This is a genomic window from Massilia sp. BSC265 (assembly GCF_000740675.1).
Taxonomy (GTDB): domain Bacteria; phylum Pseudomonadota; class Gammaproteobacteria; order Burkholderiales; family Burkholderiaceae_D; genus Telluria.
This window is the reverse complement of sequence record NZ_JPXI01000002.1, coordinates 43,444-56,759: the sequence shown is the minus strand read 5'-3', so window position 1 is coordinate 56,759 and position 13,316 is coordinate 43,444. Positions and strand designations below refer to the sequence as shown.

Genomic DNA, 13,316 nt, shown 5'->3' with positions numbered 1-13,316 from the left:
AGTCGAGTTGCAGACTACAATCCGGACTACGATACACTTTCTGGGATTAGCTCCCCCTCGCGGGTTGGCGGCCCTCTGTATGTACCATTGTATGACGTGTGAAGCCCTACCCATAAGGGCCATGAGGACTTGACGTCATCCCCACCTTCCTCCGGTTTGTCACCGGCAGTCTCATTAGAGTGCTCTTGCGTAGCAACTAATGACAAGGGTTGCGCTCGTTGCGGGACTTAACCCAACATCTCACGACACGAGCTGACGACAGCCATGCAGCACCTGTGTGAAGGTTCCCTTTCGGGCACTCCCAGATCTCTCCGGGATTCCTTCCATGTCAAGGGTAGGTAAGGTTTTTCGCGTTGCATCGAATTAATCCACATCATCCACCGCTTGTGCGGGTCCCCGTCAATTCCTTTGAGTTTTAATCTTGCGACCGTACTCCCCAGGCGGTCTACTTCACGCGTTAGCTGCGTTACCAAGTTAATTAAAACCCGACAACTAGTAGACATCGTTTAGGGCGTGGACTACCAGGGTATCTAATCCTGTTTGCTCCCCACGCTTTCGTGCATGAGCGTCAATCTTGACCCAGGGGGCTGCCTTCGCCATCGGTGTTCCTCCACATCTCTACGCATTTCACTGCTACACGTGGAATTCTACCCCCCTCTGCCAGATTCAAGCCTTGCAGTCTCCAACGCAATTCCCAGGTTGAGCCCGGGGCTTTCACGTCAGACTTACAAAACCGCCTGCGCACGCTTTACGCCCAGTAATTCCGATTAACGCTTGCACCCTACGTATTACCGCGGCTGCTGGCACGTAGTTAGCCGGTGCTTATTCTTCAGGTACCGTCATTAGCCAAAGGTATTAGCCTCGGCCGTTTCTTCCCTGACAAAAGAGCTTTACAACCCGAAGGCCTTCTTCACTCACGCGGCATTGCTGGATCAGGCTTGCGCCCATTGTCCAAAATTCCCCACTGCTGCCTCCCGTAGGAGTCTGGGCCGTGTCTCAGTCCCAGTGTGGCTGGTCGTCCTCTCAGACCAGCTACTGATCGTCGCCTTGGTAGGCCTTTACCCTACCAACTAGCTAATCAGATATCGGCCGCTCCACAAGCATGAGGCCCGAAGGTCCCCCACTTTCATCCGTAGATCGTATGCGGTATTAGCGTAACTTTCGCTACGTTATCCCCCACTTCTGGGTACGTTCCGATATATTACTCACCCGTTCGCCACTCGCCGCCAGGTTGCCCCGCGCTGCCGTTCGACTTGCATGTGTAAAGCATGCCGCCAGCGTTCAATCTGAGCCAGGATCAAACTCTTCAGTTCAATCTCTGTTTGTTGGCATTGCTGCCATCCTGATTTCTCAGGAGTCGCTCACTCAAGATACTGACCGTCGCTCATTGCTGAGCAACGTTAATACTTTTGTGAACATTTGATAATTTAAGTAATCACTGACCGAAGCCAGCGGCACCTTCATCAAACGCCCACACTTATCGACTGTTGATTGTTAAAGAACCAGTGTTCTGTACTACCTTGCTGCACCGTGCGAAGCGTTGTGTTCGTCAGCAGCAGAGGAATGAGATTATGCAGCGTTTCCTGATCATCGTCAACCCCCTCTTCCACTTCGTCGCAAAAATTTTTGCGGACCTTGTCAACTTAACCATTTGATTTTGTTGAGCATTTCGGTCACTCCCGAAGCGGACGCGAACTATAGCAAAGCCTAAAGCGACTTGCAAGCCCCTGCAATTCGCTTGCGGAGGCGCTCCAGTCTGCGATCGTCGACTCTCTCGGCAGGCGGCGATCAGGGCGCCCGCCTGCAGGTCGGGAAAACGCTCGCACAGGCTGCGGCACGAAATCGTGAGGTGCCAGGCTGTCGCGGCTCTGCGGGCCGATCCAGCTGAAGACGGTTACCAAGCCTCAATGCTTGTCCGTGCGCAGCAGGTCAATGATCCCTCCCCACCCTCCAGGCCTCGCGTCAGGAAGCGTTGCCGAAGTCGTGCTTCGCTGCCAGCACGCGCCCGAGCGCAGTCTCCGGGTCCAGTCCGGCCATCATCTGGTTGATGATCTCCTGCTTGTCCTCCGGCAAGAGATTCCCGCAGGCTGCCCGGTGCGAGCAGAAATAGGCGTACCAGGCGACGTCGGCCGGCCGTTCCTTGCGCGGCTTGAAGCGTGCCGGCACCCCGGCGCGCATCGCGTCCACATACGCCGGCAGGCGCGCATCGGCTACGCTCCAGTCGAAGCCGGCGACGGCGCGCCGGTCGGCCTCCCAGTCGCCCTGGTACCCGGGCGCCGGACGCAAGGTTTCCCTGTTCACCGCAAGGCATGCCAGGTTGGGATAGCCGTGCACCAGGCAAAAGCCTTGCACGAACTGCAGCTTGGGACCGAGGCCTACCGGTACCGCCCGGCCGAGCACCTCGTCCTTCGGATGCAGGGAACGCGCCAAGGTAAGCAGGTCGCCGTAGGTGATCGGCATGCCGCGCAGGTGCGCCGCCTGACGTGCCAGGGCCTCGACCAGGCGCGCGCCTACCTCGATGTCGTTGAAGGTGAATGGAATCATTGCAGGAGGCAGCGTGTAATGAGGTGTTCAAGAAAAAGCGTGCCTGTGAATGCATGCTTGTCGATGTGTCAAACCGGCCATCATAGCAAATCACGCACTTTAGGAAGCTTGCCGCAGTTCGCCGCCGGACGGCGCATTCGATCACCGCGACCATTCCCGCACCGAGCACGGGTTTGGGCGCAAGGACGATCTCTGCCAGAAATGCGCAGTTTCGTCATTCGGGGAATTGCGCTGAGCCATGGCTCGCGCCCAGGCAGCCATGCCAACCCGCCCCCGGCTTTCCTGGATGCCTGGTAGTACAGCGTTGGTTTGTCCGTAGTCGTTAACGTTGAGGAATTGCTGTTTTCGTGATTCACTCGTGGGTTAGTTACTTTTTTGGAGATAAGCCAAATCCTGAACGAGCCGGCCTAACGCCCCAACCTTTCGGTGAGGAATTTCCGGACGCGTGCGACCATTGCCCCGCTACACAGGCATAGTCGTTCAGGTAAGTCCGGCGGCCGGGAATGTGCCCCCGTCTATGATCCCTCCTCATGCGCGGCAGGCCGCAGCACCATCACCGGCGCCGGCGCATGTGCCAGGACAGCCTGCGTGACGCTGCCGGCCAGCAGGCGGCTCAGCCCACGGCGCCCGTGCGAACCCATGATGATCAGATCACAATGGTGCTGGCGCGCGGTCTCGACGATCGCCTCGGCCGCATCCAGCGCACTGTAGGTGACGGGGGTGCAGGGCAGACCGGCCTTCTGTGCGCGCGCGGCAATCGCGTCGACGTGTTTCTGCGCATGGTCGAGCAGCACGTCGACCTGCAGGCCCGGGTCGTAAGCCATCGCGCCCTCGAGCGACTGGAAGGAGGGCTCGGGCACGGCGACGCCGAGCGCGACGATCTCGCTGCCCCGCACCTGTGCGAAGTCGATGGCGGCATCGACCGCAGCTTCGGAAAGGGGTGAGCCGTCGGTAGGCACCAGGATGCGTCGGTACATGGTCTATCTCCTTTGCCTGGCTGTCTAGCGCAGCACCAGGACGGGAATCGCGCTGTGGACAAGGACTTTCTGGGTTTCGCTGCCCAGCAGCAGAGCCTTCACCCCCTTGCGGCCATGCGAAGCCATGACGATCAGGTCGCACATGTGCTCGCGCGCGCTGCGGATGATGGACTCGTATGCTTCGTCGGATACTACCTGCACGCCGGTACAGGGAACACCGGCGTCGCGCGCGACCGCCAGCACCTCGCCGAGCAGGCGCTGCCCGCGCACCCTGCTCGCATCGGCATACTGCTCCGGGGTCTGCTCCAGCATCTCGCTGTCGGCCGTGAAGGTGTGGAATTCGGGCGTACCGGTCATGGCGACCACTTCGGCTCCGATGGACTTGGCAAAATCGATGCCGGACAGGATGGCGCGCTGCGAGGCGTTCGATCCGTCGGTGGGCAGGAGGATTCGCTTATACATGGCAATCTCCGGAAGGTCATGCTCAGGCGCATTCAATGCGCCTCGGTACATGGTCACGGGAACACGGAGGGCGTCGCGACCTTCGAAGCACTGGTGCCGGCATGTCCCGTTGGACGGGCACCGGCACGATGAAGTTCATTGGGGCGGAACGGCACATGTTCAGCGCGGCGGCGAGACCGGCGATCCGGGTCCTTGCGTGCGAGGCTTGCGGTCCAGTCTCAGGCAACATGGAGCAGGACGGCCATGTAGTGGCAAATACTGCCGGCCACGACGAACAGATGCCAGATCCCGTGGCCATGACGCAGCTTGTGCTCGGTGGCGTAGAACACGACACCGACCGTATAGAACAGTCCGCCCCCAGCCAGCCAGGCAAAGCCGGCGCGACCAAACGCATCGATCAAGGGTCCGGTACAGACGATGGCGAGCCAGCCCATCACCAGGTAGATGACGAGCGACAGCACGCGTGCCCGCTTTGCGTACCAAAGCTCCTGGAGGATACCGAGCAGCGCCAGCGTCCATACGACGCCGAACAGCGTCCAACCGATGTTTCCGCGCAGTGTCACCAAGGTAAACGGCGTATAGGTTCCTGCGATGAGGAGATAGATGGCGCAATGGTCCATCTTCCGCAGCACGCTCTTGGCCGCACCGCGCAGGCTATGGTAGAGGGTGGATGTCAGGTACAGGATCAGCAGCATGGCCGCATAGACGCTGCAACTCACGATCTTCCACGGGTCGCCGCTGCGCGCGGCGACGCCGATCAGGAGCGCACCGCCGCAAGCTGCAAGGACAGTGCCCACGGCATGGGAAATGCTGTTGAAGCGTTCGCCGTAATACATGTGCCCGATTCCCTATTAAGCGAGGAATGCAGCGTCGATCAGACGACGTCGACCGAAACCACCCTGCGCTGCCCTGATTTGCCCGGTCAACTCCGGGTATGACGCTGGTAATCGGCCATTGCAGACTCGATCAAGGTTCTGGCCGGCTGCGACCGCCAGTGCCGCGAAATGTACATGGCGCCCTCCTCCAGGCTCCCGGGTACTTGTGCTGTTTCAGGTGCATCGGACGTTTCGCTTTCCGTACCCTGGCCGGACGGCGCCGGGTCCAGTTGCTCCCACCTGGCCCTGAGCCGCTCGACGACGGCGCGGATCTCTTCCCTCTTGACGCCGCGTTGCGCCAGGTAAGGAACGATCTCTTGTGCAATCGCTCCCCACTGGATAAATATCTTGCTTGGAAACTGCAGAACTGCTTGCATCGCATCCTCCGCATGGTCGAGGTGGGCTGGCAGTCATGCGCCATGTTCCCGAATGACAGGGAGTCGTGGACCACGGCGGAAACTGGATTGGGCTTGTTCCAGCGCAGATAAACGCGGTGGCTGGCCAAGCTCGTGACACTATGCGCTTCATCGTCCGGCGTTCAGGAGAAAGAGTGTAAAAATTTCTCTCTTCTATGCCCGGTGCCGGTCAAGCGTCGGCATGCAGCATGGCCCCCATCCGGGCGGCTTCGACGGGCTGGCTGAAGAAGTAACCCTGTCCCTCGCAGCATCCGTGCAGCTTGAGAAACGAGAGTTGCGTCGCGTCTTCGATGCCCTCCGCAATGACACGCTGGTGCAGGCTCCGTCCCATGCCGATCACGGCGCTCACGATTGCGCCATTGCTTTCCGACAGCCCATCGATCGCCCTGACAAAGGACTGGTCGATCTTGAGCACATCGATCGGAAATTGATTCAGATAACTCAGGCTGGAATAGCCGGTGCCGAAGTCATCCACGGCAATCTCCACACCCATTTCCTTGAACTTGGCCAGCAATGCCGCGCTGGCGGCGACGTCGCGCATCAGTACGCTCTCGGTCAGTTCCAGCTGCAGGCAGGCCGGATCGACGCCGCTCGACGCGAGAACGGTCAGCGCATGGTCGAAAAAATCACGGTGACGGAACTCGAAGGCAGACACGTTCACCGCGATCGACACCCGCGACAGGCCGCTATCCCGCCAGCGCACCGCCTGCTCGCAGGCTTCCTGCAACACCCATCGTCCGATCGGAACAATCAGGCCACACTCCTCCGCGATGCGGATAAAGCGCTCCGGCAAGGTCATTCCCCATTCCGGGTGCTCCCAGCGGAGCAATGCTTCGACACCAGTGATCTTGCCGCTTTCCAGGTCCAGCTTGGGCTGGTAATGGAGTGCGAACTCTTGCCGTTCGAGTGCCTTGCGCAGATTACTTTCAATCAACTGGCGCTCAACGGCGCGCGCATTCATGTCATGGCGAAAAAATTGGTAGTTATTGCGCCCGCGCTCCTTGGCATGGTACATGGCGGTATCGGCATTCTTGATCAGGGTCGCGGCGTCGGGGCCGTCGAGCGGGAATACGCTGATGCCGATACTTGTCGAGGTATGCAGTTCCTGCCCTTCGATCAGAAAAGGCGCCGACAAGGCAATCAGGATTTTTTCAGCCGCCAGCGCCGCATCCTGCGGCCGCCGCTCGTCGGCAAGGAGGACTACGAACTCATCGCCTCCGTGGCGACTGACGGTGTCGGATGTGCGAACACAGTCGAGCAGGCGCTGCGCGACGGCTTGCAGTAACTGGTCGCCGACGGCATGTCCCAGGGAGTCGTTGATGTGCTTGAACTTGTCCAGGTCGAGGAAGAGCAGCGCCGGACTCGTATCGCTGCGCCTGGCCGATGCGATGACCTGCGTGATACGGTCATTCAGGAGCACCCGGTTGGGCAGGTTGGTCAGGAAATCGTGCTGCGCCAGGTGCTGCATCTTCGACGTCAGCGCGACAGTATCGGAAATGTCCCTGAACACCATGACCGCACCGACGAGTTGCCCATCCCAGTCGAAAATGGGTGCAGCCGAATCCGCGATCGTCCTTCTCCTGCCATGACGATCGACCAGGATGACTTCTCCCGTCAGGGCCTGGACCTGGCCGCTTCGCAGCACGTGCTCGACTGGATTGGTGACCGGATTGCCGGTGCCGCCCTCGACGATGACGAGTACTTCCGCGACCGGCCGTCCGCCGGCATCGTCACGGGTCCACCCGGTCATCTCTTCGGCGGCGACATTCAGATAGTCGACTCGCCCATGCATGTCGACCGAAATGACGGCATCGCCGATCGAATTCAGCGTGATCTGCGCACGTGCCTGGGCAATGTACAAGCCCTGCTCCACCTTCATGCGTTCGATGACGCTGCGCAGGGACTGCGGCACCAGGCTATTGTCGAAGTATCCCCTCGACAGCCAGCCTTGTGCGCCGCGCTGGACCGCCTCCCGCGCAGACGTTTCCTCTTCGACCCCGCACAAGGTCATGATCGGCGTGTGGCGCGCAAGCTGGTGAACCTGGTCGAACGATGACATGCCGCGGCTGTCAGGCAGCATCATGTCCAACAGGATTGCATCGATCCCGCCGCGGTGGATGCGCGCCAGGCCCTGTGCCAGGGTCGATGCATCCTCGACGAAGAATGGGCCGTCGGATGCATTGCCCAAGGCATGCTTGAGGGCGCGGACATCGTCCGGCCGGGCTGAGATAACGAGGACACGGTTTGCCACATTTCCTCCGCAGTCATCCGGCTGTTCGCGTTTGCGTCGAAGGGCCCGGCAAGCGCAGGGCGCATGCCGTGTGTCTCGGTAGCCGCTGCGCATTGTCGCCGTAGCGACCGACATGGTACTGCGCAGTCGGCCGGTCAGGACTTTGACCTCTGCCCCCAGGGAAAGTCACCCATCGCCGAAAGGATCGGCAATGTCGGCTCCGCGCAGGGCGGCATCCACCGGGGCTCCGCCGTCCACCCGGGACTTCGGCGAATCGTCTTATCCCATGAGCTTCGGTCCATTCGAACCAGCGCTCCTCAGGCCTGTCGGCCTTTGGCGTGTCCCATGCTAGCACGACCCGGGCAGCTTGACCCGCGCGGGACGACAGGCCGGCGCCAGGATCCTGGATCACGTCCCGTCTGCGCGAATCCGCTACGGTATCTAGGCCATGGATGCAAGTTCGATATCGGTGGGTTCAATCGCATTTACCGGCGCGAGTGCGTCCTCGCCGATCCGAACCGCCTGTTGCTCGACGGCGGCCTCGAACAGCGTCCGCATCACCCTCGCATTGCCGAAGTGCGGGTCAGCAAGCATGAGCAAATCGTCGATCGCCCGCTCTACCCGTGCTTGTGCCTCGGTACTGAGCTCGAAACCGTGGGTGCTTGCGAATGTCCTGAAGATTTGCGCAAGTTCTTCGGCCGAGTAATCCTCGAACTCGACGTACCGGGTGAAACGGGAAGCCAGACCTGGATTAGAGCCGATAAATTCCTTCATCCTGCCGGTATAGCCTGCAACAATCACCGCGAGACGATTGCGATTGTCCTCCATTTCCTTCAACAAGGTATCGATCGCCTCCGTACCGAAGTCGCGCTCATTGCCGTTGACGAGCGTGTAGGCTTCATCGATGAAAAGCACGCCTCCATATGCTTCTTCGATCTTGGCCTTCGTGCGCGCGGCGGTTTGACCGATGTATCCCGCAACCAGGTCGGAACGCTGCACTTCCACGACGTGCCCTTTCTCCAGCAGGCCGAGGGCGGCGTACAATTCACCGACCAGGCGCGCGACCGTTGTCTTGCCTGTACCGGGGCTCCCCGCAAATACCAGATGCAGCGACACGGGCGTGGAGGCCATCCCGGCTTCGCGGCGCCGCTCCTGCGCCCGCACCAGGCTCGCCAGCTTGCGGATTTCCGCCTTCACCGATCGAAGCCCCGTCAGGGCGTCAAGCTTGGCCAGCAAGGCATTGAAGTCGAGCTCTTCGGCGCGGCCTAACGGCGGCAAGTCGTCGACTTCCAGGACGAGCGGATCGGCCTGGGTCTGCTCTCGCAGACGACGCGCTTGGCGCTCGATCGCGTTGTCCAGGTAGCTTCGCACGTCACGCGCGTTACCAAAATGCTTGCCCTTGGTTCGTACCATTTGCTCAAAGACATGTCCTGCACGGGTCTGTGCATCCGGGGTCAGTGTAAATTGACGCGTCGCCGCCAGCGCGGAAAAGACGCGCGTCAACTCGACAGCGTCGTAATCCGGAAAGTGAACATAGCGGTTGAATCGCGAGCGCATGCCCGGATTCGCATCGAAGAAGCTGTTCATCTCCCTCTCGTATCCTGCCACGATTACCGCCATCGCTCCACGCCGGTCTTCCATCTCCTTCATCAGCGTGGTGATCGCCTCGGGACCAAAGTCGCGCGTGGAGTCCGGCACATACAAGGTATAGGCTTCATCGATGAACAACACGCCGTTCATGGCCGAATCGATCACCTTCCGAGTTTTCGGCGCCGTCTGTCCGATGTGCTCGCCAACCAGGCCGCTGCGATCGGTCTCGACGAGTTGTCCCTGCTTTAGCAGGCCCAGCGCCGAGAATACCTTGCCCACCAGGCGTGCCACCGTTGTCTTCCCAGTCCCTGGATTACCAGTAAAAACGAGGTTCAAGGCAATCGTGCTGCCTGCCACTCCAGCCTCGGCACGCCGGCGCTCCGCCTCTACCAGGTCGATCAGTTTGCTTACCTCGGACTTGACGGTGGCAAGCCCCTCCAGTGAATTGAGTTCGGCGAGCGCCAGCGCCAGGGCGACATCATCGCGCAGACTGCAGCCCTGCAGGTCAATCGCCGCTTCCGGATCGCGCACCATGCGGCCTTTTGCATGGCCATGGATGCGGCAGCGGGTCGCCTGTATCCGCGACCGGCCTTCGGCCTGCAGCGCGTAAGATTTTCCGCCGCTCAGAGTACAGTCGACCAGCTTCAACTGCGCGCTGTCCTCGGTCTCGGCGTTGGCCGCCTGGGTGTACTCGATGGTCGTCCCCACGACTTCGGTCACGCTTTCATCGCGCAACCACAGGCCGTTGGAGTTGGTATCGGCGATGCGGCCGCCATGAACCGTGACGCGCGCCTTCGATGCCGCGACAATCGCAGGAAACTTGGGACCGCCCCCCAGGAACTCGCAGTCCACGAGGGCGACCTGGGCCGTGTCGATCGCCCACACACAGCCTTTCTGCCCATTGCTGATCTTGCAATTGCTTGCCTTCAGGCTGGCCTGCTGCTGGATGGCGAATCCACTGTCGAGATTGCCGGTCATCTCCACCGCCTCCACTTCGGCGCGCGCAGTGCCTTTCAGCGTCATCGCCGCCTGTGCCGCCCGATCGATGCGTGCCTGGCGGAGTGAGAGCGTCACACTACCGTCCATGGAAATGCCGCAACCGTTCATCGCCAATCCGGTGACCTCGGCACGTACTTTGCCCCGGAGCGCCAAGCCGTGCTTGGCCGTGCCGTCGACGACCAACTGGTCGAACGACAGGCTGCCATTCCCGTCCGCAACAATGCCTCCGCCCGTCACGATCAGCGACTTCAGCTCGGCGTTCGCATTCGAAAGCGCCAAGGCGCCCTCGTCGCTTCCTTCCCAACGGACATTGTGCATCTCTAGCGTGGCCGGCGCCCCGGCCTCGCCAGCCACCACGATCCTGCCCTTGCCCTGCCCCTGCCGGATCACCAGCCGTGCATTGGCGGACATCCTGAGGGCCTCACCGCCCGCCGTGAACACGCAGCGTTCGAACACGGCTTCGCATGCACCCTCGAGCGACACCGGCGCCGCAATCGCGAGGTCGCGAAATACCACGCGGGCGCCCTTGATAATGTTGATCCGTTCGGCCAGTACGACCTTGTCTTCCGGGCTCCGGGGCTCGACGGTGAGGGCAGTGGCCACGGTCAGGGGTGCTCCGCCCGGCCGGTGGTCGCCAGCAACGCTCAGGACGTCTCCCGGTCGCACTTTTTGCAGGGCTTCGCCGAGTGTTCGAGGAGAAAACAGGCCGTAGCCAACTTTACGCTTGCTCATGGATAGATGGTTTGAAAGATAAAAAAGTGTTTGATATTCGGGGCAGGGCTGTACGGCTGGGCCTGCTCCGCCGAGGCAGTTCTACCCGCCTGTGACCTGCGTTGCGTTCCGGCCTATCGGATCCAGGTGCGGCTCCTCGGCTTCAAGGCCGGCCGGTACCAGGGAAGGTGCCGGCGCGTTGCACGCGTTCTGGCCGATCCCGTTCAGCGATTCGTACATCCGCTTCATGCTGTGCGCCGTATACATGGTGTAGTACTCGGCTGTCTTGATGCGCGCACCGATACTGGCGAAGCCGCCGCCTACGGCAACGGCGCTGCACAGGAAAGGATTGCGCATGCAGTTCATGACAGCGCCCACACCCATCCCGGTCTTGCGCCCCGATAGCCCGCCCTGGACAATGGCCGAAGTCCGTTCGGTGCCGGCACTGTTGGCGCCGTCCGCGGCGCCGAGCGCCGTTGCGCCGTTCACGACGCGCCCTCGCCCGGCCGACATCGTCGCCAATGTCAGGGTCGACACCACGGCCTGCGCTCTGTCCTCGAACGCCTTGAAGTGCTCGGTCTCGAGGTCATTGCACACCGTGACGATGTGCCGGTCTCCCAAAACGCGGAGACTGCGCGGGTTGCGTAGCGTGGTGACATCCGCCAGCGCACTCGACACCGGATCGAAGGTGCCGCCATCGCCATTTGGCGCCGGAACGAAAGCAATATAATTGCGGGTGACCGCCTGCCTGCCCGGCTCCCGTACGGGCAATAATTCAAGCTGCCGTGGACTCAAAGGCGCGGGATTGAAGGTCACCACCAGTCCCACGCCGTTGCGACGGCCCGCGTACTGTGCCAACCCGCCACCCAGCGAGTGCCCGGTCAGGATGATGTCCGCCGGCTTGACGCCAGTGCGTACCAGTGACTGCACTAGGGTGTCGGCCAACACGAAGGCGGCCGGATTCGCGGCTACCTGGCGATCGGCGCGCTCCTGCACCCACCCACCCAGCGCCGTGCGCATGCCTCCGGCTGAACCACCTTTGAGCTTGTCTGCGATCTCGCCAAGCATCTCGGGCGTGGTGGCGAGCTGGAAATCGGTCTCGAAGTCGGCCCGGTTGTCGGTCCCGCGGAAGACGATGATGTGATGTCCCTGCCTGCTCCGGTAATGCTCGTAGAACATCCGGTCGCTCGTGCGGGCGCGGTCCTTTTCAACCGGAGTGAGCCCATGCACTGTCGGCAGCTTTTCCTTCTCCGCCAGCATTTTGGCGTGCTCGGCAAGCGCGCGCTGCTTGTCTTCCAGCGCCCGCGCCAGCCTTTTGAGCTCTTTCGCCCTGATGCCGGGGCTCCTGCCCGGATCCGCCTCGATGCGGGCCATCTTGGCGCCGAGTTCCTCGATTTCCTCGCTAGTCCTCAGGTATTTGTCGTGGTCGCTATAGACCGCGAGGGACAGCAATGAGAGCAGGCGGTCGAGGTCCGGTGGCGGTGCCTCGGCCACCATGGGCGGAGGGCCGCCCTCGACCGGCCCCGGTTGCCCTGCCGACTCCGGTGCATTCATCGCGTCGCGCGGGCTTGCGTTCGGCCCATGATGCGGGGTAGGTCCCGCCTGGTCGCGGGCCGCCGGTCCCGCATCTGCCAGGATTCCGCCGGTCGGATGACCCGGGCGACCGGCACTGCCCGCGGTGCCGGAAGCGCTCGGGCTTGCGGGGAAACCCGCAGGCGTGATCGGGCTGGCGCCTTGCTGCGGCACACCCTGTGCCTGCGCGACACCGAGGACCTGGTGCGTGTCGCTGTCGATCATGATCAGGCCCGTCAAGTGCAAGGGCTGGGTCCAGTTGCGGATGGGGCCGGTCCTGCCCTGCACCTCGTCGGTGAGGACGTGGGGCCCGGCATCGCGCGCCAGCGCGTACAACAGCAGCCTGCCCTGGCGATGGCGCTCGGCAATCAGCGCGGCAGTGGCCGGGTTCTCGACCGGAAGCGTGGAAAAGATCGGGTCTCCCGATGCCAGGCTCTCGGAAGCCAGACAGGCCATGACGTTCAGTCCGCCGATCGGGTAGGGTGCGAGGCATTGCTTGCCGGGTTCGCGGTCGCGTCCTTGAACATCGAGCCGCAGCTGCAGCGGAAACAGCCGGCGTGCCGCATCGAAGGGTCCGAGGACGGATGCCAGCGGAAGGACGTAAGGGAGTTCGCCGCCCAGGCTGTCCTGGCGTTCTTTCAACGCATATTCGATCAGCGTCTTGCGCTCGAAACGCTCCCGTGCATCCCGCGCCTGCCGGTAGCGCGCGAGCGCCTCCTGCAGGTCCGGCGACGACCGGCCATCGGTCATCTCGACCAGTGCCAGCGGGTCGAAGACCGCGCCGGTCCGCGCGCCGTACAGCAGCAAGACATTCAAGTCGTCGAGCACCACATGCGCTCCCTGCCCTCCTTCCAGGCTGGGGGCAGCGGCAACGGGCAAGGCGGCGATACACAGCACGGCGGCAAGCAGGGCGGAGCGCGTGATTTTCATGGAGGTTCGA

Annotated in this window: 8 protein-coding genes and 1 rRNA gene; all 9 read right to left on the bottom strand. The window is 61.9% G+C overall.

The window, feature by feature from the left end; genetic code table 11:
- Positions 1-1,313, bottom strand: a 16S ribosomal RNA gene (locus MA09_RS00225); the annotation flags it as partial.
- A 649-nt stretch (positions 1,314-1,962) separates the two neighbouring features.
- Positions 1,963-2,544, bottom strand: coding sequence for a hypothetical protein (locus MA09_RS00220; protein WP_036244231.1), 582 nt, complete (start codon positions 2,542-2,544; stop codon positions 1,963-1,965).
- Positions 2,545-3,059: 515 nt separating this feature from the next.
- Entirely contained in the window at positions 3,060-3,521 is a 462-nt protein-coding gene (locus MA09_RS00215; protein ID WP_036244228.1) for a universal stress protein, read from the bottom strand.
- 24 nt (positions 3,522-3,545) lie between these two features.
- Positions 3,546-3,983 (bottom strand): universal stress protein, encoded by a 438-nt coding sequence (locus tag MA09_RS00210; RefSeq protein WP_036244227.1) that lies wholly within the window; start codon positions 3,981-3,983, stop codon positions 3,546-3,548.
- 218 nt (positions 3,984-4,201) lie between these two features.
- Positions 4,202-4,819, bottom strand: a complete 618-nt coding sequence (locus MA09_RS00205) for a hemolysin III family protein (RefSeq protein ID WP_036244225.1) — start codon at positions 4,817-4,819, stop codon at positions 4,202-4,204.
- 86 nt (positions 4,820-4,905) lie between these two features.
- On the bottom strand, positions 4,906-5,235 hold the full coding sequence (locus MA09_RS00200; RefSeq protein ID WP_036244224.1) for a hypothetical protein: 330 nt from the start codon (positions 5,233-5,235) through the stop codon (positions 4,906-4,908).
- A 208-nt stretch (positions 5,236-5,443) separates the two neighbouring features.
- Positions 5,444-7,525 carry a bifunctional diguanylate cyclase/phosphodiesterase gene (locus MA09_RS00195; protein WP_036244223.1) on the bottom strand — a complete coding sequence of 694 codons (2,082 nt, stop codon included), beginning with the start codon at positions 7,523-7,525 and terminating at the stop codon, positions 5,444-5,446.
- Between the two features lie 420 nt (positions 7,526-7,945).
- Positions 7,946-10,825: an AAA family ATPase gene (locus MA09_RS23500; RefSeq protein ID WP_081897333.1), complete on the bottom strand. Its 2,880-nt coding sequence runs from the start codon at positions 10,823-10,825 to the stop codon at positions 7,946-7,948.
- A gap of 81 nt (positions 10,826-10,906) precedes the next feature.
- Entirely contained in the window at positions 10,907-13,306 is a 2,400-nt protein-coding gene (locus MA09_RS00185; protein ID WP_036244221.1) for a hypothetical protein, read from the bottom strand.
- Positions 13,307-13,316: the final 10 nt, after the last annotated feature.

Coding starts and splice junctions, on each gene's coding strand:
- MA09_RS00220 (WP_036244231.1), bottom strand. CDS start 2,544: ATGATTCCATTCACCTTCAACGACATCGAGGTAGGCGCGCGCCTGGTC.
- MA09_RS00215 (WP_036244228.1), bottom strand. CDS start 3,521: ATGTACCGACGCATCCTGGTGCCTACCGACGGCTCACCCCTTTCCGAA.
- MA09_RS00210 (WP_036244227.1), bottom strand. CDS start 3,983: ATGTATAAGCGAATCCTCCTGCCCACCGACGGATCGAACGCCTCGCAG.
- MA09_RS00205 (WP_036244225.1), bottom strand. CDS start 4,819: ATGTATTACGGCGAACGCTTCAACAGCATTTCCCATGCCGTGGGCACT.
- MA09_RS00200 (WP_036244224.1), bottom strand. CDS start 5,235: ATGCAAGCAGTTCTGCAGTTTCCAAGCAAGATATTTATCCAGTGGGGA.
- MA09_RS23500 (WP_081897333.1), bottom strand. CDS start 10,825: ATGAGCAAGCGTAAAGTTGGCTACGGCCTGTTTTCTCCTCGAACACTC.
- MA09_RS00185 (WP_036244221.1), bottom strand. CDS start 13,306: ATGAAAATCACGCGCTCCGCCCTGCTTGCCGCCGTGCTGTGTATCGCC.